Here is a 20,768-nt window from a genome sequence, read left to right on the forward strand (position 1 = left end):
TGTGGGAGCGGGCTTGCCCCGCGAATACGATGGTGCATTCACCGCCGCATTCGCGGGTCAAGCCCGCTCCCACAAGGATCGGCGCCATCCCCGGGATCACCTGAATCGAGGTTTTGACATGAAAGTTTTGATCATCGGCAGCGGCGGCCGTGAGCACGCCCTGGCCTGGAAAGTCGCCCAGGACCCACGCGTCGAGAAAGTCTTCGTTGCCCCAGGCAACGCCGGCACCGCCATCGAGCCAAAATGCGAGAACGTCGCCATCGACGTGTGCGCGCTGGAGCAACTGGCCGACTTCGCCGAGCAGAACGTCAACCTGACCATCGTCGGCCCGGAAGCGCCGCTGGTGATCGGCGTGGTCGACCTGTTCCGCAGCCGTGGCCTGGACTGCTTTGGCCCGACCAAGGGCGCGGCCCAGCTGGAAGGCTCCAAGGCCTTCACCAAGGACTTCCTGGCCCGACACAAGATCCCGACCGCCGACTACCAGAACTTCACCGAGATCGAGCCGGCCCTGGCCTACCTGCAGGAAAAAGGCGCACCGATCGTGATCAAGGCCGACGGCCTGGCCGCGGGCAAGGGCGTGATCGTCGCCATGACCCTGGAAGAAGCCGAAGCTGCCGTGCGTGACATGCTGGCCGGCAACGCCTTCGGCGAGGCGGGTTCGCGTGTGGTCATCGAAGAGTTCCTCGACGGCGAGGAAGCCAGCTTCATCGTCATGGTCGACGGCCACAACGTGCTGCCGATGGCCACCAGCCAGGACCACAAGCGCGTCGGCGACCAGGACACCGGCCCGAACACCGGCGGCATGGGCGCCTACTCCCCTGCCCCGGTGGTTACCCCGGACGTGCACCAGCGCGTGATGGACCAGGTGATCTGGCCGACCGTGCGCGGCATGGCTGCGGAAGGCAACGTCTACACCGGCTTCCTGTACGCCGGCCTGATGATCGACAAGGCGGGCAACCCCAAGGTCATCGAGTTCAACTGCCGCTTCGGCGACCCTGAGACCCAGCCCGTCATGCTGCGCCTGGAGTCGAGCCTGGTGCTGCTGGTCGAAGCCGCCTTCGCCAAGGCCCTGGACAAGGTCGAAGCACAGTGGGACCCGCGCCCAAGTCTGGGCGTGGTGCTGGCGGCCGGCGGTTACCCGGGCGACTACGCCAAGGGCGACGTGATCAACGGCCTTGATGCCGCAGCCAAGATCGAAGGCAAGGTGTTCCATGCCGGTACTTCGCTGAAGGATGGCCAGGTCGTTACCAACGGCGGCCGTGTGCTCTGCGCCACCGCCATGGGTGCCAGCGTTGCCGACGCCCAGCAGCAGGCCTACCGCCTGGCCAAGGAAGTGAGCTGGAACGGCAGCTTCTACCGCACCGACATCGGCTACCGGGCCATCGCCCGCGAGCGCGGTGAACACCAGCAGTAAGTTGTACCGGGTTGCCGCAGCGCGCCACAGCAGGTTGCGCCTGCGGCATCCGGCTCGTCGACAGGGCCCCGAGGGGCCTTGCCTTCGACTTGGCGCGCCGCGCATAGTTAGTATCTGGCACATCGGCTAGGAAGGGATCTCGTAGTGCGTCGGCTTCGGATTGCCACAGCTCTGATCGTCAGCTTGCTGACCTTGTTCTGCCTGTTGCCGGCTTCGGCCGAACAGGGCGGAGGCTGGTCCGTTCTGCTCGATGAACAGGCCAACCTGCAATTGAGCGACGTGCGCTCCGATCGCTATCGCAGCCAGTTCAGCCCGATCACCCTTGGCGAGCTCGATGCCGCACCGGCCGAACAGGCCCTGTGGTTGCACTATCGCCTGGAACCGGGTGACCAGGAGCAACTGCTGCGCATCTTCGCCCCCGACCTGTCCCGCCTTGATCTGTACGCCCTCGATGGCGACAGGCTGCTGCGCCAACTGCATCATGGTCGCCAGGCCGGCAACGGCAACGGCAGCCCGACCCTGCGCGGCAGTGACCATGTATTACCCTTGCCCAACAGCCAGCACTCGCTGGACATCTACCTGCGCCTGGTCTCGGAACACCAACTGCGCCCGGCGATAAGCCTGGAGCCTGCAGCGGTAGCCGCCTCCGACCGTAGCCAGCCGCTGTTGTTCGGCATGCTGTTCGGCGGCCTGGTGATGCTCATCCTGCATAACCTGATCCGCTTCATCTATACCCGCTCCAGCACCACCCTCTATCTCGCCCTGTATCATGGGCTGATGCTGCTCAGCGGCCTGATCCTGCTCAACCTCAGCGGGCCGTGGTGGCATCTGTGGCACAGTGCACAAACCCCGGCCGCCTACCTGACCCTGGTACTGGCCGGGCTGTCGGGGCTGTATTTCACCCAGCACTTCTTCTCACCCTGCAACTCACCGCGGCTCAACCGCCTGCTGCAGGGCGAAATGCTGGTCGCTGCGGTCAGCGGGCTGATCCTGCTGTTCGTCGATACCTTGCCGCTCAACCTGATGACCTATGCCCTACTGGCCGTCGGCAGCGTGACCATGCTGCTGGCCAGCAGCTACCACTGGTACAAGGGCTATGCGCCGGCACGGCTGTTCAGCATCGCCATGCTGGTGTTCAACCTGGGCGGCCTGGTGCTGCTGCCTGCCCTGCTCGGCCTGACCCGCACCTCGACACCCTGGCTGCTGTGCATCCTCCTGGGCATGGCGGTGGCCAGCGGCCTGCTGCTCAACCTGGCCGTCAGCGAGCGCCTGCGGCGCATCAGCGAAGAACGCTTCAGCGCCAGCCGTGCACTGGCTGCCAGCGATGCCGAGATCAACGCCAAGGCCGAGTTCCTGGCCAAGATCAGCCACGAAATCCGCACCCCCATGAACGGTGTGCTGGGCATGACCGAGCTGCTGCTCGGCACGCCGCTGTCGGTCAAGCAGCGCGACTATGTGCAGACCATCCACAGCGCCGGCAACGAGCTGCTGACGCTGATCAACGAGATTCTCGACATTTCCAAGCTGGAGTCGCGGCAGATCGAACTGGATGACGTGCAGTTCGACCTGAACGCCCTGATCGAAGACTGCCTGAACATCTTCCGCGCCAAGGCCGAACAGCAGAACATCGAACTGATCAGCTTCACCCAGCCGCAGGTGCCGCGGGTCATCAGTGGTGACCCGACACGCCTGCGCCAGGCGCTGTCGAGCCTGCTGGAAAACGCCCTGAAGAACACCGCCCAGGGCGAGATCCTGCTGGTGGTGGCACTGGACCAGCGCGGCGAGATCCCGCGCCTGCGCATTGCCGTGCAGGACAGTGGCGAGCCGCTGCCTGCTGCCGAGCGCGAAGCCCTGCTGCAGGCCGAATTGCACAGCCACCACTTCCTCTCCAGCAACAAGCTCGGCGGCCACCTCGGGCTGGTCATCGCCAAGCAACTGATCGGCCTGATGCAAGGTGAGTTCGGCATCAAGAGCAGCACCAGCATGGGCAACACCCTGTGGCTGACCTTGCCGCTCGACCCGTCACGCCTGGAGCAGCCACCGGCAGACCTGGACGGGCCATTGCGCGACGCCCGGGTCCTGGTGGTGGACGACAACGACACCTGCCGCAAGGTGCTGGTGCAACAGTGCAGCGCCTGGGGCATGAATGTCAGCGCGGTGCCGTCCGGCAAGGAGGCGCTGGCCTTGCTGCGAACCAAGGCACACCTGCGCGACTACTTCGACGCCGTGTTGCTGGACCAGAACATGCCGGGCATGACCGGCATGCAGCTGGCGGCCAAGATCAAGGAAGACCCGAGCCTGAACCACGACATCCTGGTGGTGATGCTCACCGGCATCAGCAACGCGCCCAGCAAGGTCATCGCGCGCAATGCCGGGGTCAAGCGCATCCTCGCCAAGCCGGTTGCCGGCTATACGCTCAAGACCACCCTGGCCGAAGAGCTGGCCCAGCGCGGCCGCGAGCAGGCCGTGCCGGCTCCGCTGCCCGGCGCGCAAGGCACGCTTGAGCTGCCGAGCGATTTCCGTGTGCTGGTGGCCGAAGACAACAGCATCTCGACCAAGGTCATCCGCGGCATGCTCGGCAAGCTCAACCTGGAGCCCGATACCGCCAGCAACGGCGAGGAGGCCTTGCAGGCGATGAAGGCACAGCGTTACGACCTGGTGCTGATGGACTGCGAAATGCCGGTGCTGGATGGCTTCTCCGCGACCCAGCAGTTGCGCGCCTGGGAAACCACCAACCAGCGCCAGCGCACCCCGGTGGTGGCGCTGACCGCGCATATACTGGCAGAGCACAAGGAACGCGCGCGGCTGGCCGGCATGGACGGGCATATGGCCAAGCCGGTCGAGTTGTCGCAATTGCGCGAGTTGATCCAGTACTGGGCCAATCAGCGCGAAGCCAAGGCTGACCCTGCGCATACGTCCTGATCATCGAGGCCGGTGAGGACAAGCGCCATGCGGCTGATACACTTCTCCTCACCTTCCCTGCCAGGGGCTACCCCATGCTCCACGAGTTGTTCAGTGTCTACCTGAAGATGCTGGTGCTCTATAGCCCGTTCTTCGTGCTGTCGTGCTTCATCAGCCTGACCCGCGGCCACTCCAGCAAGGAGCGCAAGCAACTGGCGTGGAAGGTAGCCTTCGCCGCGCTGGTGGCCAGCGTGCTGCTGTACCTGTTCGGCCGGGTCATATTCGGCATTTTCGGCATCACCGCAGACGCCTTCCGCATCGGTGCCGGCAGCGTGCTGTTCATTTCGGCGTTAAGCATGGCCCAGGGCAAACCGGCCGTGCAGGCCGACAACGTGCAGCAGGACGTGACCATCGTGCCGCTGACCATTCCGCTCACTGTCGGCCCCGGCACCATTGGTGCGCTGCTGGTGATGGGTGTGGGCCAACCGCACTGGGACGACAAGCTGCTGGCCATCGTCAGTATCGCGCTGGCGAGCTTCACCGTAGGCCTGGTGCTGTACCTCTCGCACGGTATCGAAAAACTGCTCGGTGACCAGGGCCTGCAGATCGTCAGCCGCTTGATGGGGCTGTTCGTCTGCGCCCTGGCGGCGCAGATCATCTTCACCGGGATCAAGGGTTACCTGGTGCCCTAGAGCTCGATGTCGAGAATCTGCTGGTGCGCCAGCGAAGCAACCCGTGACTGCACCTTTTGCTTGTATTGATCGCGGAACAGTCGCAGGTTGAAGCGTATCAATTCGGCACTCTGCCCCATCAGCGTCATGGCCAGATCACCTTTGACGAACAGAAAGTTCTTGCTGGTTTCCAGTGCAAGCAGCTGCATCTGGTACAAGACCATTTCGTAGTAGTCCCCCGAGCGGCGCACACAAGGCATCAACTGAAACTGGATCGTGTTGCTTTCCCTCATTCGGGTTTCAACCCGTTTGATCAGTTCATGGTCCCGTTGCAGGCCCCGCACGAAGCGCTCGGTTTCTTTCAGGTGCTCGGGCGATCCCACTTGCCCGATCTGTTGCAATGCCATGTCGATGACCTGCCGGCGCAAGGCAACTGGCCGCTGGAACACGGGTGGCGGTGTGGCATCCCAGCCAAGAAAACTCAGTTTGCGGCGGTAATTGTTGAACCAGTGGGGGTTCAGGCCCTCGGCCTGTTCCTGAGTGGCCGCTGCGTGTGCGAAGCGGATAACCAGCAGAATGTCTTCACGGGCCTCGCCATCGACATTCCCGGCGAACGGCAGGAGGCTGGATTCGACAGCCTTGCCACAGGCCATCGCTGAGATCTGATCAGTCATGTGCAAGTTTCCTGGGAGCGCAATCTGGGTTTGGCGGCACCTGGCAGGCAGAGGCCTCCCAACCATCAGGATCAAAGGTCGATTTCGGCCAGAATCTGACGGGCTGCATGATTGAGCTTCTGGTCGATCAGATCACGCGCACCTTCGTATTGGCGCTGGCTGAAGCTCAATGCTGCGGCGCACGCATAGGTCACAGCGCCGCGGTGCTCCCATTTGCCCAGAAGGGTTTCACCTTTGCGGTTGGGCAGCTCATCGCTCTGCAGTGCGCACACGAGCATGACCACCTCACCACCGGCCGATTGCGCGCATTTGCAGACACTGATGCTCACCCGGTCATCTTCGCGGCTTCGGGTATCCAGCAACTTGATGGTCTCGGCATCTTTCAATGCCTCCACGATCGCTCCGCCAAGGTCCTTGAGGCTCTGCTTGATATCACCGGTAGACGCACCGTACGCCGCCTGCAGCCCCTGTCCCAGGAGGTTGCTCATTTCCACGTATGCGCCGGTTTCAATGACCTTGCTCACTTCATACTTGAGGGAGGTCCAGCCGGTAGCCCCCATGATTCTCAAGTATTCATCGAACCAGGATTCGGTCTGCCGGACTGGGTGATGCTTTTTGTTCGCGGCCTGGCTGGCCAGTGCATGGCAACTCCTGCCCGCCTCCCGTACGGCTTCGGGAGTCTCGTCAGTGAAAACGAACAGGTTCTGGTCGGCCAGTAGTTGAAGGGTCTGCTTTTCTGCGTTCTCGGTCATTGCCGCGTCTCCAGGAGGGTTTGCAATCGGAGCTTACGAACTCCGGCTGCAAACCTACCGGTCACGACGGGTGCTGCCTGCCGTGTAACGCTTCCTGCCGAGTCAGGGCTTGGCGCCGTACCAGCGCGGCGTGTACGCCCAGAGCCCGCCATCGGCGCGCGCGAAGGTGCAGGTCAGCGACGAGCCGACCAGCACCATGGTGCGCATGTCGACCATGTCGGGCTGCAGCTCTGCCAAGGTGACGACCTTGAGCGTCTGCCCTGGCCGACCGATGTCGCGCCCAAGGACTACCGGCGTGCTCCCTTCGCGATGCCTGCGTACCACCTCCAGCGCCACACCGAGCTGATGCGGCCTGGACTTGGAAATCGGGTTGTAGAAGGCCAGCACCAGATCCGCCTGGGCCGCCAGGTCCAGGCGCTTTTCGATGATCGACCAGGGCTTGAGGTTGTCCGACAGCGACATCACGCAGAAGTCATGCCCCAACGGCGCGCCGGCTTGCGCGGCGGTTGCCAGCGAAGCCGATACCCCCGGCAGGATCTCAAGGTCGACACGGTGCCAGGCAGGGTCGCTGGACTCATGCAGGGCTTCGAGCACCGCCGCCGCCATGGCGAATACACCTGGGTCCCCCGAAGACACCACCACCACCGAACGCCCCTGGGCCGCCAGCTCGAAGGCATGGCGAGCGCGCTGCATCTCTTCTCGGTTGTCGGTGCAGTGCTGCACCTGATCGTCACGGAACGGCCCGGCCATGCGCACGTAGGTCTCGTAGCCAAGGATGTCCTCGGCACGCGCGAGCTCGGCTTTCACCGCCGGCACCATCAGCTCGGCCGCACCCGGGCCAAGGCCGATCACCGCCAGGCGACCACGTTTGCGACCAACGCGTGCCGTGTCGACCGGCAGTGGGGCCAATGCGATCACCAGGCCCGACTGTTCGATCAGGCGAGCCTCGGGCAATGCTTCGGCTGCCATGCTGGCCAGCGTGCCGTTCATGGCTGCGAAGCGCAGCACGACACCCAGTTCTGTAGCGGCCTCGTGCAAGGAAGGCTCGGCCATCGCCTGCTCGGCGACCAGCAGGCAAGCCAGCGAGGGCTCGGCAATGCCGGCCTCACGCAAGGCGCCACGCACCTGCTCGGCCAGACCAGGCCCGCCTGCAGCGAGCGCCACCACCACCGAGCGTGGGTGGATCAGCAGCTCGTCACGGCTGGCCTCGCGCGCGTCACAACCGACATGGATGGTGCGCCGGGCCGTGTCACTGGCGGGCAATTGCGCCTGCACAAGCCAGGGTGCATCCCCCTCGACACGCACGCTTTCACCGGCCAGCAGGTCAGAGACAAAGCGCTTGCCCTGTTCGAGGTCTGCCAAGGCATAGCCCTCAGGCGGGTTGAGCAGGCAAGTGCCAAAGCGCAACTCACCACTGGTGGTGATCGCCGCCGCCACACCCAGCGCCTCGCCGAGTTCGCGGGCCATGACATTGACCCCGCTCAGGCCACCCAACAGCGGCACCACCGCGCTACCGTCCTCGGCCACGGCCAGTACCGGCGGCTCCGCACCTTTCTCATCGAGCAGGCTGGCCAGGCTGCGGATGACGATGCCGGCGGCGCACAGCGCGATGATCGGCGTGGCCTGCTGGTACAGCGCGCGCAGGGTGTCGCCAAACCCGTCGTAATACTGATCGGCGCCCTCGACCCGGCCACGCAGGCCGTGGATGGTTGCCTGTGGATAACGCTGCTGGATGCGCTGCGCCGTAGCCAGGCTGCCGCCGCCAAGAATGACGATGGCCGGCGCCTGTTGCCTGTTCAGCCCTGCCATTTTTCCCCCGGGACGATGATCAGCGAGAAGTATGGCGAGGACTGTGGGTCCACCTCATCCAGCGGCACGATCTTCTGGTTGGCCATGGTCGCCCGCTCGACATACAGCGCACGCCCGTCCAGGCCCAGTTCGCCCAGCACCTGACGCACCTTGGGGAAGTTGCGGCCAAGCTTCATGATCACCGCCGCATCGGCATCTGCCAGGCGGCGCTTGAGCTCTTCGGCGGGCAGCACGCCCGACAGTACCGACAGGCTCTGGTTGCGATACACCAGGGGCGCGCCCAGTACCGAGGCACCACCCAGCATCGAGCACACGCCCGGGACCACTTCGGCTTCATGCTGATGCGCGAGGCGGTCGTGCAGGTACATGTAGGAGCCGTAGAAGAACGGGTCACCTTCGCAGATCACGGCCACATCGCGACCGGCATCCAGGTGCTCGGCCACCTGCATGGCAGCTTCATCGTAGAAATCGCTGATCACCTGCTCGTAGGACAGCGGCGCGGGCAGTGCCTCGGTGGTCACCGGGTACACCAGCGGCAGCAGGGTCTGCTCGGCCTGCAGGTGCGCCTCGATGATGCCGAAGGCGTTGCCGCGCTTGCCCTTGGCCACGAAATACGCCACCACGGGCGCCTCGCGCAGCAGGCGCAGCGCCTTGACGGTGATCAGCTCAGGGTCGCCGGGGCCTACGCCCAGGCCCAGCAGTCGTCCGCGCGCCATCACTCCACCTCCGTGGCCAGGGCGTTGACCGCGGCAGCAGCCATCGCGCTGCCGCCCAGGCGGCCCTGCATGATCACGAACGGCACGCCACGGCTGTCGGCAGCGAGCATCGCCTTGGACTCGGCGGCGCCGACGAAGCCGACCGGGAAGCCGAGGATCAAAGCGGGCTTTGGCGCACCGGCATCGATCATCTCCAGCAGGTAGAACAGCGCAGTCGGGGCATTGCCGATCACCACCACGCTGCCTTCCAGGTGCGGGCGCCACAGCTCCAGGGCCACGGCGGAGCGGGTATTGCCGGCATCCTTGGCCAGGCCTGGCACGCTCGGGTCGCGCAGGGTGCAGATCACCGGGTTGTTGGCGGGCAGGCGCGCGCGGGTGATGCCTTCGGCAACCATGTGCGCGTCGCAGAGGATCGGCGCGCCATTGGCCAGGGCTTCGCGACCGGCGCGGCCGGCACCTTCGGAGAACTGCAGGCCGTCGATGGCGTCGACCATGCCGCAGGCATGGATCACGCGCACGGCGAGCTTTTCCAGGTCGGCGGGGATCCGCTCGAGCCGGGCTTCCTCGCGGATGATCCGGAAGGAATTGCGATAGATCTCCTGACCATCGCGGATGTAGTCAATCATCAAGGTGCTCCGTCGGCAGGGCGAGCATGGCGCCTGCTTCATTCAAGGTAAGGTCGGTGGCGCGCAGGGCACCCAGGCCCGGCAGGTGCGCGTCACGCAAATAGAGGTCATAGCGGCCCGGTGAACGGGCCAGCAAGGTGGCCGGGGCGACATGGGCCACGGCACAGGAACGGGGGCAGCCGGACAAATGCACGCTGCCGGGCACGCCACTGCCCAGCAGCGCCGCCAGCTCGACGGCATCGGCCTTGGTCTCGGCCAGGGCCTTGGCGCAGCCACTGCTGCCGGTGCAGGCGACCACACGCGCCAAGGGTTCATCGGCCTGGCAGAGCAGGCCCAGTGCCGCCAGCTCGACGCGAGCCTGTTCGAGGTCAGCAGCGGCGATATTGGTCAGCATCAGGCTTTGCCACGGGCTCAGGCGCAGGCTGCCGTCACCCCATTGGCGGGCCACCCGGGCTGCGCCACGCAACATGGCCGGTGAAAGGCGGCCCAGCGGCGGCGCGACGCCCAAGGCCATGCCCTGCTGTTGTGCCAAGGCACCCAGCCATGGGCATTGCGCGCCTTCGCGCCGCCACTCGAGCACGGCCGCATCGCGGCGCACTTGCAAGCCGAGACCGTCGATGAAGACATCGACCTGGCAACCTTGCAGCAGCTGGCGCATGCGCGACTGCTCCGGGCTGGCCAGATCGAGGAAGCGATCGAGCACCGCGCGCACCAGCGCCAGCCCCTGCTCCAGCGGCACCGCACCCAGTACCAGGCCATCGGCCGGGCAGCTGGCCAGGCCAAATGCCAGCCAGTCGCGCTGCTCCAGGCGCAGTGCCGAGAGCCACAGGTCGTGAGGGTGATCGAGCATCGCCACGCCTTCACCCCCATCGAGCTGCACGGCGAACTTGGCCGACAACTGATGGAAGCGCGGCGTACCTTGCAGCAGGTCGAGGATCTGCCCGGCCAGGGGACGTACATCCAGCAGCATCGACGGGTCATGGCCAGCCAGGGGGCTGAGCATCAGGTTGCGCACGTCATCGCTGGCGGCGTCACGCGGACCGAGGCCGGCGGCCAGCAAGCTTTCGACCAGCCCGGCATGATCGCTGCCGATACCACGGATCTGCAGATTGCCGCGGTTGGTGGCTTCGATCACCCCGCCCGCGAAACGCTCGGCTGCCGCCGCCACCGCCTCGGCCTGGTCGGCCAGCAGCAGGCCGCCGGGCAGCTTGATGCGGCAGATGCCACCGTCACGGGCGCTGACGATGCGCCACAACCCCGGGCAGGCCGAGGGACGGGGTGATGCTACGGGCGTGTTGGCTGGCGTCAAAGGGGCGTCCGGCAATCGCTGAAAATGCGCTTGAGTGTAGAAGGCGCGGTATTATGCCTGCTTTGTCCGGCGGCATGAAAAGCCGGTGGTCGAGCTTCAACAGCGATCGAGCAGAATTTCAGGACCGCGTAGCCCTTTTCGCGGGCAAGCCCGCTCCCACAGGTACTGCACAGCATTCGAGGGCTGTGCTGTACCTGTGGGAGCGGGCTTGCCCGCGAAGGGGCGCGAAGCGGCCCCAAAAAATGGCGGAACGAAACACATGACCCCCTGGCTGACAGTAGTAGGCATCGGCGAAGACGGCTTCAGCGGCCTGGGCAAACAGGCCCGGCGCGCACTGCTGGGCGCCTCGCGGATCATCGGCAGCCCGCGCCAGCTGGCCCTGCTGCCGCGTTGCATCGGCGCCGAGCGGCAAAGCTGGCCAACGCCGTTCTCCCTCGCCCCGGTACTGGCACTGCGCGGTGAGCCGACCTGCGTACTGGCCAGCGGTGACCCGATGTTCTATGGCGTCGGCGCCAGCCTGGCGCGCCAGGTGGCGGCCGAAGAAATGCAGGTGCTGTCGATGCCCTCCTCCTGTGCCCTGGCCGCCGCCCGCCTGGGCTGGCCACTGCAGGACGTGCAGGTGGTATCGGTCGTGGCACGCCCCTTGGCGGCGCTCAATGCACACCTGTACAGCGGCCAGCGCCTGCTGGTGCTGAGCAACGACGGCGATAGCCCTGCGGCCATTGCTGCACGGCTGCGCGAGCGCGGCTTCGGGCCCAGCCGCCTGCACGTGCTCGAGCACCTCGGAGGTGCGGCCGAACAGCACCTCTGCGGCACCGCCGATGACTGGCCGCACAGCGAAGTCGCCGCCCTCAACCTGGTCGCCATCGAGTGCCTGGCCAGCCCGGATGCCGTGCGCCTGTCGCGTGTACCCGGGCTGCCAGACAGCGCCTTCCGCCATGACGGCCAGCTGACCAAGCGCGACGTGCGCGCCATTACCCTGGCGCGCCTGGCGCCACAGCCCGGCGAGTTGCTGTGGGATGTCGGCGCCGGTTGCGGCTCGATCGGCATCGAATGGATGCGCGCTCACCCAGCCTGCCGCACCCTGGCCATCGAAGCCGACGAAGGTCGGCAGGGCTTGATCGAATACAACCGCGATGCCCTCGGGGTGCCGGGCCTTCAGCTGGTTCGCGGCAAGGCACCCGACGCCCTGGCCGAACTGGAACGCCCGGATGCCATTTTCATTGGTGGTGGTGTCACCCGCGAAGGCGTGCTGCCGCTGTGCTGGGAACGCTTGCGCCCCGGTGGGCGGTTGGTGGCCAATGCAGTGACCCTGCAAAGCGAACTGGCCCTGGCGTATTTCCGTGAACAGCACGGTGGCGAGCTGACCCGTATCCATATCGCCCAGGCCCAGCCGTTGGGTGCCTTCGACACTTGGCGCCAGGCGTTGCCGATCACCTTGCTCGACGTGGTGAAACCCCTCGATGCGTGAAGAAACCCGCGAGCAACCCGCGCCCCTGCGCAGCGGCCTGACCACCGGCAGCTGCGCCACCGCCACCAGCCTCGCGGCTGCCAGGCTGTTGCTGACCGGCCAGTGCGACGACGCGGTGAGCATCACTCTGCCCAAGGGCAAGGTGGTGCAGATGCGCCTGGAATTCTGCCGCCTGGTCGGCGAACGCGCCGAAGCGGGCACGCTCAAGGATGCCGGCGACGACCCTGACGTCACCCACGGCGCCCTGCTCTACAGCCAGATCCGCCTGCAGGCGCAACCTGGCATACGCTTCATCGCAGGCGCTGGCGTCGGTACCGTCACCCGCCCCGGCCTGGTGCTGGCAGTGGGTGAACCGGCGATCAATCCGGTACCACGGCGGATGATCAGCGAGCACTTGCAGCAGCTGGCCGACGACTGCGGCTACCCGGGCGGCTTCGAGGTCACGGTCAATGTGCAAGGCGGTGAGGCACTGGCGCTGAAGACCATGAACCCGCGCCTGGGCATCCTCGGCGGGCTGTCGATCCTCGGCACCAGCGGCATCGTCCGGCCCTTCTCCTGCTCGGCGTACATCGCCTCGATCCACCAGGGCATCGACGTCGCCCACACCAACGGCTACACCCATATCGCTGCCTGCACCGGCAACGCCAGCGAAGACACCATGCGCCGGGTCTACAACCTGCCCGAGATCGCCCTGATCGAAATGGGCGACTTTGTCGGCGCAGTGCTCAAGCACGTGCGCAAAGTGCCCGTGCCACGCCTGACCCTGTGCGGCGGCTTCGGCAAGATCAGCAAGCTGGCTGCCGGGCACATGGACCTGCACAGCCGCCACTCGAGCATCGACCTGCCACAGTTGGCCGGCTGGGCAGCGGACATTGGCGCCAACGCCGAGCTGCAAGCGGCCATCATTGCCGCCAACACCAGCCAGCAGGCCCTGGCCCTGGCACACGCCGCCGGCATCGCCCTGGGCGACGCGGTGTGCGCCCATGCCCTGACCTTCGCCCGCAGCGTGGTGCCGGCTCAGGTGCAGGTCGAAGTGTTTGCCATCGACCGCCAGGGCGGGATCGTCGGCAAGGCAGGTGTGCAATGAGCCAGCGTATCCTGCTGCTCGGCGGCGTCACCGAAGCCTTGGCCATCGCCCGCCAGCTCGGCCCCGAGCACGTCTACAGCCTGGCTGGTATCGGCCGCGTGCCGCAGGACCTGGCCTGCCAGGTTCGGGTCGGTGGCTATGGAGGCGCCGAAGGCTTGGCTGCTTACCTGCGTGAAGCCGGCATCACCCTGTTGATCGATGCCACCCACCCCTATGCCGCGCAGATCAGCCGTAACGCGGCCAGCGCCGCACAGGCCGCCGGCATCCCCTGCTGGGCCTTGCGCCGCCCGGCCTGGCAGGCGCAGCCTGGGGACGACTGGCGCGAAGTGGAAGACTGGGCTGGCCTGATCGAGGCCCTCAAGCCGTTCAAGCGACCACTGTTCACGCTCGGCCGTGAGCCACTGCAACATCTTGAGGAGATTCCGCCGGAGCAGTTCTGGACCTTGCGCGCGCTGGAGGCCTGCGCGGGCAATGAGCGCTGTGAGGTCATCGGCGCACGTGGGCCGTTTCAGATCGAAGACGAGCGGGCATTGTTCGAGCGGCGCCGCATCGACGTGCTGGTGAGCAAGAACAGCGGTAGCGTGGCGACCGAACCAAAGCTCGATGTGGCGCGGGAACGCGGGGTGCCGGTGCTGATACTGAAACGCCCTTTGCTACCTGTGGTGGATCGGGCGTTCACATCGTCAGCTCAATTGACTACAGCACTTTCAGACTTTTCCGTCCGCCCGTGAAGTGGCCTTGTGCCGCTCCACTGCCTTAGACTTCGGCCTCCCCTCCGGAAGGCGTTACTCATATGGAAATGCAATGGTGGATCTGGCTGGTCTTCGGTATCGGCCTGATCCTGCTCGAACTGGTCCTGCCCACGTTCTTCATCATCTGGTTCGGCATCGGTGCCGTGCTGGTCTCGCTCATCGCTCTGGCCGCCCCCGCCCTGCAACTGGATATGCAGGTGCTGCTGTGGGTGCTGTTTTCCTCAGTGACCACGTTCCTCTGGTTCAAGCTGTTCAAGCGCAAGCAGCCGGACGTGCGCTGGACCGCCGACAGCGTGATCGGTGAAGTCGGGCTGCTGACCAGCAGCGTCTCGCAATTCCAGAAAGGCCGCGTGCGCTTTCAGAAGCCGCTGCTCGGCAACGAGGAATGGACCTGCGTCGCCGATGGCGACATTCCGGCAGGCGAGCGTGTGCGCCTCGTCGCCATCGAAGGCAATACCGCCCGGGTAGTCCGGGCCTGAATCGGCATTTAAAAGGAAGTTTGCATCATGACCAGTCTCATCGTCGTCGGCGCCCTCGCCCTGTTCGTCCTGATCACCGTGTTCAAGGGGGTGCGCATCGTGCCCCAGGGCGAGGAATGGATCGTCGAGCGCCTGGGCCGCTACCACAACACCCTCAAGCCGGGCCTGAACATCGTCATCCCGTACATGGATGTGGTCGCCTATCGCCTGCCGACCAAGGACATCATCCTCGACGTGCAAGAGCAGGAAATCATCACCAAGGACAACGCGGTGATCGTGGCCAACGCCCTGTGCTTCGCCAAGGTGGTCGACCCACAGAAGGCCTCCTATGGCGTGCAGAACTTCTCGTTCGCCGTCACCAGTCTGACCATGACCTCGCTGCGCGCCATCGTCGGCGCGATGGACCTGGACGAGGCACTGTCGAGCCGCGAACAGATCAAGGCGCGCCTGCGTGAGGCGATGTCCGAGCAGACCGAAGACTGGGGCGTGACCGTGCGCTCGGTGGAGATCCAGGACATCAAGCCGTCGGAGAACATGCAGCTGGCCATGGAACGCCAGGCGGCCGCCGAACGTGAGCGTAAAGCCGACGTGACCCGCGCCGAGGGTGCCAAGCAGGCGGCGATCCTCGAAGCAGAAGCGCGCTTGCAGTCGGCCAAACTGGACGCCGAAGCGCAGATCAACCTCGCCGAGGCCTCGGCGCGGGCCATTTCGCTGGTCAAGGAAGCGGTGGGCAACGAAACCGTACCCGCCATGTACCTGCTGGGTGAGCGTTATGTGGGCGCCATGGAGAACCTGGCCAGCAGCAACAATGCCAAGGTCGTGGTGCTGCCGGCGGACCTGCAGGAAACCGTGCGCGGCCTGATGGGCCGCAACAAGGCCTGAGATTGATTTGACCCTCTTCGCGGGCAAGCCCGCGAATGGGCTGCAAAACAGCCCCAGACTGCGTCACTTCACCGCACCCCACCATTTTTACCTATACTCCGCCTTACAATACCGTCCACGATTCCTGACCGGATCTCTCCATGCCCCCACGTCGGCACATTGCCTGGATAGCCTGCCTTGCAGTGCTGTTCAACCTGCTGGCCATGCCGCTGTCTTCTGCCGCGCCCAAAGGCCCGGCTGAGCAGCTGCTGTGGGGGGCTTTCTGTTCCAGCGTGGCTGGCAAGGCCACGGTCGATGTCCAGGCCCTGGCCAAGATCGACCTCGGCAGCCAAAGCGATCAGCACTCCAACATGCAGCACTGCTGGTGCTGTTCGGGCGCTGCACCACTGCTGGCCCTGCCGGGTTATCCGCCGCAACTGCACAACCCGCCGACACTGTTGGCCGGGCGCGAGCCGCCACCCGCCAGTTACCAACCCACGCCGCGCCAGCTATGGCCCGCGCTCAATCCCCGTGCCTCTCCGCTGGCCTGAGTTCATCACGCTGTCTGCCTGAACCTGAACAGATCGGAGACTCACCATGCTCAAGCAAGCTCTTGTACTGGCTGCCCTGCTGCTGCCCGGCGCCTACGCCAATGCCCATGAATACACCGTGGGCGACCTGCACATCGCTCACCCGTGGTCGCTGCAACTACCGCCCAACGCCCCCAACGTCGCCGCCTATTTCGTCGTGCACAACAACGGCAAGGCCGATGACCGCCTGCTCAGCGTCGACAGCCCGATCAGCGATGACGCACAACTGCATGAGCACGCCATGAGCGCCAGCGGCGCGATGAAGATGCAGCAGGTGCAAAGCGTGGTGGTGCCTGCCGGCAAAGACCTGGTGTTCGCCCCCAGCGCTTACCACGTGATGCTGATGCAGCCCAAGGACCGCAGCCTGCTTACCGACGGCAAGCGCTTCCCGCTGACCCTGCACTTCGAGAAGGCCGGTGACATCACTGTCGACGTGGCCGTGCAGAAGCAGGCGCCGGCGGACCAGCCCCAGGCTCACGAACACGCGCACTGAAGCCCGCTGACAGGCGCTCGCCAACATGAGCCTGCCGCGCAACAGCCTCAGCCGTACCACCCGCCCTGAACGCAGGCGCGTCGGTGGCGGCTGGCTGAGCCTGTTCGCCATGTGGATGATCTTCATCGGCCCGCTGGTTTCCCAGTCGATGCCGATGGATCACCACGCCGGCATGAGCATGCCGATGGACATGTCGATGTCCATGCCGGCGGGCAGCGAGACCCATCAGGCCCATGGCAGTGATGCCCATCACGGCCACGGCAACGATGGCCAGCTGCATGTGATGTGGGAAAAGTGCGGCTACTGCAGCCTGCTGTTCAACTGCCCGGCCTTGCCGCAAACCCTCAGCCCACTCAGCGTCGCCAGCACAGCTCCCCCCACCCTCATCCCCGCTCCCACGCACCAGGGCCACGCCCGGCAGGCCGTGTTCCCCGGTGCGCGCAGCCGCGCACCGCCCCTTTCGATCAGCGTCTGACACCACTGTTATCGCACGGAGCCAGGAGGCTTCGCGCACACTCATGACTGATCGACTGGAATCACTATGTCCGGCTGCACCCCTGTTTTAGCTTCTTCCCTGCGAGGGACATTCGCCGCGCTGTGCGGCTCGCTGCTCGCGCCCATGGCCCTGGCTGCCGAACCTGGCCATGAAGGCCCTGAGGCCGAGCTGAGCCCGACGGTGATCACCGCGCTTGCGCCGAGTTCGCCGCTGACCGTGGTCACCAACCCCAAGGACCCGCGCCAACCCGTGCCCGCCAGCGATGGCGCCGACTACCTGAAGACCATCCCTGGCTTTTCCGCCATCCGCGCCGGCGGCACCAATGGCGACCCGGTGCTACGTGGCATGTTCGGTTCGCGCCTGAACATCCTCACCAACGGCGGCGTGATGCTCGGCGCCTGCCCCAACCGCATGGATGCCCCGACCTCCTACATCGCACCGGAAACCTACGACCGCCTGACCGTGATCAAAGGCCCGCAAAGCGTGATCTGGGGGCCAGGCGGCTCGGCGGGCACCATCCTCTTCGAGCGTGAGCCGGAAAAGTTCGGCACCCTCGGCAGCCGGGTCAACGCCAGTTTGCTGGCCGGTTCCAACGGCCGCTTCGACAAGGTGCTCGATGCGGCGGCCGGCAACAGCCAGGGCTATGCGCGCTTCGTCGGCAACCAGTCGCACTCGGACGATTACGAGGATGGCAACGGCGACACCGTGCCTTCACGCTGGGAAAAGTGGAATGGCGACGTGGCCCTGGGCTGGACCCCAGACCAGGACACACTGCTCGAACTCACCGCCGGCAAGGGTGACGGCGAGGCGCGCTACGCCGGCCGTGGCATGGACGGCTCGCAGTTCAAGCGCGAGAGCCTGGGCCTGCGCTTTGAAAAGTCCAACCTCGGCGAGGTGCTCGACAAGGTCGAGGCGCAGGTCTACTACAACTACGCCGACCACGTGATGGACAACTACAGCCTGCGCACGCCATCAGGCACTGGCATGATGGGCATGCCCATGGTCAGCAACGTCGACCGCCGCACGCTGGGCGCTCGCCTCAAGGCCACCTGGCGCTGGGCAGATGTGCAGCTGATTGGCGGCATCGACGCGCAGACCAACGAACACCGCCAGCGCGGCGGCATGGGCGTCGATGCGCACAAGGGCCAGCCCTGGACCAAGGACGCCGACTTCCACAACTATGGTGCTTTCGGCGAGCTCACCTGGTACGCCACCGGCGAAGACCGGCTGATCACCGGTGCCCGCCTGGACCGTGCCTCGGCCCGGGACTTCCGCCAGGGCAGCGCCACTCAAGGCGACACCCGCGCCGACACGCTGCCAAGCGGTTTCGTGCGATACGAGCATGACCTGGCGGCAATCCCCGCCACCACCTACATCGGCCTCGGCCACGCCCAGCGCTTCCCGGACTACTGGGAGCTGTTCTCGCCGAAGCTGGCGCCACCCGGAGCGGCCAACGCGTTCGACGGTATCAAGCCGGAGAAGACCACCCAGCTCGACTTCGGCATCCAGTACCGCGACGAGCGCCTGGAGGCTTGGGCCTCGGGCTACGTCGGGCAGATCCGTGACTACATCCTGTTCGACTACCGCACCGGGATGATGGGCATGAGCACCTCCCAGGCTCAGAACATCGATGCCCGCATCATGGGCGGCGAACTGGGCGCGGCCTACAGGCTCACCGAGCGCTGGAAGGCCGATGCCACCCTGGCCTACGCCTGGGGCAAGAACAGCAGCGACGGCAAGGCACTGCCACAGATGCCGCCGCTGGAGAGCCGCCTGGGCCTGACCTACAGCCGCGACAGCTGGAGCGCCGGTGCCCTGTGGCGCCTGGTGGCGGAGCAGAACCGCGTCGCCGAGAACCAGGGCAACGTGGTCGGCAAGGACTTCGAAAAGAGCGCCGGTTTCGGCGTGTTCTCGCTCAACGGCGCCTACAAGGTGAACCACAACCTCAAGCTCAGCGCAGGGGTCGACAACCTGTTCGACAAGGCCTACGCCGAGCACCTGAACCTGGCCGGGAATGCCGGGTTCGGCTACCCGGCCAATGATCCACAGCCGGTGAACGAGCCAGGCAGGACCTTCTGGACCAAGGTCGATTTCAGCTTCTGACAACAACAACGGGCGCGGCTTCGGTCGCGCCCATCAGCTGGTCAAACAGGAGGTTCCCATGAGAGGAACACGCATCAACTTCTACAACCTGGCCTGGCGTTGGCACTTCTATGCGGGGCTGTTCGTGGCCCCGTTCATGATCCTGCTGGCGCTCACCGGGATCATCTACCTGTTCAAGCCGCAGCTCGACCCGCTGCTGTACCGTGACCTGATCGTGGTCGAAGCCGGCCATCATCGACAGGGCGCCGACACGCTGCTGGCCGAAGTGCGCCAGGCCTACCCGAAAGGCCATGTCGGCCAGTACCTGCCGCCGATCAATGCCGAGCGCAGCGCACAGTTCGTGGTGCATGACGGTGGCCGCGAGCTGAACGTGTTTGTCGACCCGTACAGCGGCAAGATCCTTGGCGAGCAGGACGGCAAGCAGAACCTGCAGGCCATCGCCCGCGCCCTGCACGGCGAACTGATGGTCGGTACGGTCGGTGACCGCCTGGTTGAGCTGGCCGCCGGCTGGGGCATCGTGCTGGTGGTGTCTGGCCTGTATCTCTGGTGGCCACGCGGGCGTAACGGGGCCGGCGTGCTGTGGCCACGGTTCGCGGCGAAAGGTCGATTGTTCTGGCGCGACCTGCATGCGGTGACCGGATTCTGGGGTTCTGCCCTGCTGTTGCTGATGCTGGTCAGCGGCATGACCTGGACCGGCATGTGGGGCAAGCAGTACGCCGATCTGTGGAACCGCTTCCCGGCGGCCATGTGGAATGACGTGCCCAAGTCGGACCAGCAGGCCCGCGAATTGAACAGTGCGCACCGTCAGACCGTGCCGTGGGCGATGGAGAACACGCCGATGCCGCAATCCGGCGCGCACGCCGAACATGCCGGGCATCACATGATGGACAGTGCTCCGGCTGCGCCACAGGTGAGCCTGCAGCAGGTGGAAGACATCGCCACTTCGCGCCAGGTCGAACCGGGCTACAGCATCACTGCGCCGACCACTGCCGAGGGTGTGTACACCATCGCCGTGTTCGCCGACGACCCACGCAACGATGCGACCCTGCATGTCGACCAGTACACCGGCAAGGTGCTGGCGGATGTGCGCTGGCAGGATTACAGCCCGGTGGCTCGCGCAACCGAGCTGGGCGTGATGCTGCACGAAGGCAAGATGTTCGGCCCGTTGAACCAGGTCATCATCCTGCTGGTGTGCCTGATGATCCTGCTGGGTTCGGTAAGCGGCCTGGTGATGTGGTGGAAACGCCGGCCCGAGGGTGGGCTGGGGGTGCCGCCGCTGCGTCATGACCTGCCGCGCTGGAAGACGGCTGTGGGCGTAATGCTGGTGCTCGGCGTCATGTTCCCGCTGGTGGGGGTGTCGATGGTGGTGATGTGGGTGGTGGACAGCCTGGTGGTGAAGCGCCGTCGGGTGCTGGCCAACGCCTGATCACGCTTCAACCTGCACCGGCCTCTTCGCGGGCACGCCCGCTCCCACAGGGACAGCACAGGACTCGAAACCTGTGGTGTACCTGTGGGAGCGGGCGTGCCCGCGAAGAGGCCGGTGCAGGTTGAAGCGTGATCAGGC

General features: G+C 65.5%; 19 protein-coding genes. 13 read left to right on the forward strand and 6 right to left on the reverse strand.

Translation table 11 applies throughout. The features are described from left to right. Nucleotides 1-118 precede the first annotated feature (118 nt). The 3 genes from purD (at nt 119) to J7573_RS16245 (ending at nt 5,007) form a co-directional block, all read left to right on the forward strand. On the forward strand, nt 119-1,414 hold the full coding sequence (purD, locus tag J7573_RS16235; protein ID WP_294337245.1) for a phosphoribosylamine--glycine ligase: 1,296 nt from the start codon (nt 119-121) through the stop codon (nt 1,412-1,414). A 144-nt stretch (nt 1,415-1,558) separates the two neighbouring features. Then, nucleotides 1,559-4,336 carry a hybrid sensor histidine kinase/response regulator gene (locus J7573_RS16240; RefSeq protein WP_294337247.1) on the forward strand — a complete coding sequence of 926 codons (2,778 nt, stop codon included), beginning with the start codon at nt 1,559-1,561 and terminating at the stop codon, nt 4,334-4,336. 74 nt (nt 4,337-4,410) lie between these two features. Next, nucleotides 4,411-5,007: a MarC family protein gene (locus J7573_RS16245; protein ID WP_294337250.1), complete on the forward strand. Its 597-nt coding sequence runs from the start codon at nt 4,411-4,413 to the stop codon at nt 5,005-5,007. Here J7573_RS16245 and J7573_RS16250 read toward each other — a convergent pair. The 6 genes from J7573_RS16250 to cobG all read right to left on the reverse strand — a co-directional run bounded on the left by J7573_RS16250 (nt 5,004) and on the right by cobG (nt 10,887). Beyond that, complete coding sequence (locus J7573_RS16250; protein WP_294337251.1) at nt 5,004-5,660, reverse strand: hypothetical protein; 657 nt, start codon at nt 5,658-5,660, stop codon at nt 5,004-5,006. The two genes, J7573_RS16245 and J7573_RS16250, sit on opposite strands and share 4 nt — an antisense overlap. A gap of 71 nt (nt 5,661-5,731) precedes the next feature. Beyond that, the gene (locus J7573_RS16255; protein ID WP_294337252.1) at nt 5,732-6,412 is read right to left on the reverse strand and encodes a hypothetical protein; all 681 of its coding nucleotides are present in this window, start codon (nt 6,410-6,412) and stop codon (nt 5,732-5,734) included. A 102-nt stretch (nt 6,413-6,514) separates the two neighbouring features. After that, a complete protein-coding gene (cobJ, locus tag J7573_RS16260) occupies nt 6,515-8,221 on the reverse strand; it encodes a precorrin-3B C(17)-methyltransferase (RefSeq protein ID WP_294337254.1) in 1,707 nt (568 codons plus the stop codon). Continuing rightward, a complete protein-coding gene (locus J7573_RS16265; protein ID WP_294337256.1) occupies nt 8,209-8,940 on the reverse strand; it encodes a precorrin-2 C(20)-methyltransferase in 732 nt (243 codons plus the stop codon). The genes cobJ and J7573_RS16265 overlap by 13 nt, the downstream gene beginning before the upstream one ends. After that, nucleotides 8,937-9,563 (reverse strand): precorrin-8X methylmutase, encoded by a 627-nt coding sequence (locus J7573_RS16270; RefSeq protein WP_103445841.1) that lies wholly within the window; start codon nt 9,561-9,563, stop codon nt 8,937-8,939. Before J7573_RS16270 ends, J7573_RS16265 begins: the two co-directional genes overlap by 4 nt. After that, nucleotides 9,556-10,887, reverse strand: coding sequence for a precorrin-3B synthase (gene cobG, locus J7573_RS16275; RefSeq protein ID WP_294337259.1), 1,332 nt, complete (start codon nt 10,885-10,887; stop codon nt 9,556-9,558). The genes J7573_RS16270 and cobG overlap by 8 nt, the downstream gene beginning before the upstream one ends. A gap of 244 nt (nt 10,888-11,131) precedes the next feature. On the opposite strand from cobG, the gene cbiE reads away from it, so the two are divergent. The 10 genes from cbiE (at nt 11,132) to J7573_RS16325 (ending at nt 20,630) form a co-directional block, all read left to right on the forward strand. Then, nucleotides 11,132-12,343: a precorrin-6y C5,15-methyltransferase (decarboxylating) subunit CbiE gene (gene cbiE, locus J7573_RS16280; protein ID WP_294337260.1), complete on the forward strand. Its 1,212-nt coding sequence runs from the start codon at nt 11,132-11,134 to the stop codon at nt 12,341-12,343. Continuing rightward, complete coding sequence (locus tag J7573_RS16285) at nt 12,336-13,430, forward strand: cobalt-precorrin-5B (C(1))-methyltransferase (RefSeq protein WP_294337263.1); 1,095 nt, start codon at nt 12,336-12,338, stop codon at nt 13,428-13,430. Before cbiE ends, J7573_RS16285 begins: the two co-directional genes overlap by 8 nt. Next, nucleotides 13,427-14,161, forward strand: a complete 735-nt coding sequence (locus tag J7573_RS16290; protein WP_294337265.1) for a cobalt-precorrin-6A reductase — start codon at nt 13,427-13,429, stop codon at nt 14,159-14,161. The genes J7573_RS16285 and J7573_RS16290 overlap by 4 nt, the downstream gene beginning before the upstream one ends. A 62-nt stretch (nt 14,162-14,223) precedes the next feature. Continuing rightward, nucleotides 14,224-14,661, forward strand: a complete 438-nt coding sequence (locus J7573_RS16295; RefSeq protein ID WP_054887815.1) for an NfeD family protein — start codon at nt 14,224-14,226, stop codon at nt 14,659-14,661. A gap of 27 nt (nt 14,662-14,688) precedes the next feature. Continuing rightward, nucleotides 14,689-15,543, forward strand: coding sequence for an SPFH domain-containing protein (locus tag J7573_RS16300; protein WP_110633628.1), 855 nt, complete (start codon nt 14,689-14,691; stop codon nt 15,541-15,543). Nucleotides 15,544-15,683: 140 nt separating this feature from the next. Then, on the forward strand, nt 15,684-16,073 hold the full coding sequence (locus J7573_RS16305) for a DUF2946 domain-containing protein (protein WP_294337272.1): 390 nt from the start codon (nt 15,684-15,686) through the stop codon (nt 16,071-16,073). A 46-nt stretch (nt 16,074-16,119) separates the two neighbouring features. Beyond that, nucleotides 16,120-16,605: a copper chaperone PCu(A)C gene (locus J7573_RS16310; protein WP_294337274.1), complete on the forward strand. Its 486-nt coding sequence runs from the start codon at nt 16,120-16,122 to the stop codon at nt 16,603-16,605. A 25-nt stretch (nt 16,606-16,630) separates the two neighbouring features. Beyond that, nucleotides 16,631-17,080, forward strand: a complete 450-nt coding sequence (locus tag J7573_RS16315) for a DUF2946 domain-containing protein (RefSeq protein WP_294337276.1) — start codon at nt 16,631-16,633, stop codon at nt 17,078-17,080. Nucleotides 17,081-17,146: 66 nt separating this feature from the next. Continuing rightward, the gene (locus J7573_RS16320) at nt 17,147-19,204 is read left to right on the forward strand and encodes a TonB-dependent copper receptor (protein WP_294337277.1); all 2,058 of its coding nucleotides are present in this window, start codon (nt 17,147-17,149) and stop codon (nt 19,202-19,204) included. A 58-nt stretch (nt 19,205-19,262) separates the two neighbouring features. Further along, on the forward strand, nt 19,263-20,630 hold the full coding sequence (locus J7573_RS16325; protein WP_294337279.1) for a PepSY domain-containing protein: 1,368 nt from the start codon (nt 19,263-19,265) through the stop codon (nt 20,628-20,630). The last annotated feature ends 138 nt before the right edge of the window (nt 20,631-20,768 follow it).

It is taken from the genome of Pseudomonas sp. (genome assembly GCF_017744435.1).
GTDB lineage: Bacteria > Pseudomonadota > Gammaproteobacteria > Pseudomonadales > Pseudomonadaceae > Aquipseudomonas.

Coding starts and splice junctions, on each gene's coding strand:
- purD (WP_294337245.1), top strand. CDS start 119: ATGAAAGTTTTGATCATCGGCAGCGGCGGCCGTGAGCACGCCCTGGCC.
- J7573_RS16245 (WP_294337250.1), top strand. CDS start 4,411: ATGCTCCACGAGTTGTTCAGTGTCTACCTGAAGATGCTGGTGCTCTAT.
- J7573_RS16250 (WP_294337251.1), bottom strand. CDS start 5,660: ATGACTGATCAGATCTCAGCGATGGCCTGTGGCAAGGCTGTCGAATCC.
- J7573_RS16255 (WP_294337252.1), bottom strand. CDS start 6,412: ATGACCGAGAACGCAGAAAAGCAGACCCTTCAACTACTGGCCGACCAG.
- cobJ (WP_294337254.1), bottom strand. CDS start 8,221: ATGGCAGGGCTGAACAGGCAACAGGCGCCGGCCATCGTCATTCTTGGC.
- J7573_RS16270 (WP_103445841.1), bottom strand. CDS start 9,563: ATGATTGACTACATCCGCGATGGTCAGGAGATCTATCGCAATTCCTTC.
- cbiE (WP_294337260.1), top strand. CDS start 11,132: ATGACCCCCTGGCTGACAGTAGTAGGCATCGGCGAAGACGGCTTCAGC.
- J7573_RS16285 (WP_294337263.1), top strand. CDS start 12,336: ATGCGTGAAGAAACCCGCGAGCAACCCGCGCCCCTGCGCAGCGGCCTG.
- J7573_RS16290 (WP_294337265.1), top strand. CDS start 13,427: ATGAGCCAGCGTATCCTGCTGCTCGGCGGCGTCACCGAAGCCTTGGCC.
- J7573_RS16295 (WP_054887815.1), top strand. CDS start 14,224: ATGGAAATGCAATGGTGGATCTGGCTGGTCTTCGGTATCGGCCTGATC.
- J7573_RS16300 (WP_110633628.1), top strand. CDS start 14,689: ATGACCAGTCTCATCGTCGTCGGCGCCCTCGCCCTGTTCGTCCTGATC.
- J7573_RS16305 (WP_294337272.1), top strand. CDS start 15,684: ATGCCCCCACGTCGGCACATTGCCTGGATAGCCTGCCTTGCAGTGCTG.
- J7573_RS16310 (WP_294337274.1), top strand. CDS start 16,120: ATGCTCAAGCAAGCTCTTGTACTGGCTGCCCTGCTGCTGCCCGGCGCC.
- J7573_RS16315 (WP_294337276.1), top strand. CDS start 16,631: ATGAGCCTGCCGCGCAACAGCCTCAGCCGTACCACCCGCCCTGAACGC.
- J7573_RS16320 (WP_294337277.1), top strand. CDS start 17,147: ATGTCCGGCTGCACCCCTGTTTTAGCTTCTTCCCTGCGAGGGACATTC.
- J7573_RS16325 (WP_294337279.1), top strand. CDS start 19,263: ATGAGAGGAACACGCATCAACTTCTACAACCTGGCCTGGCGTTGGCAC.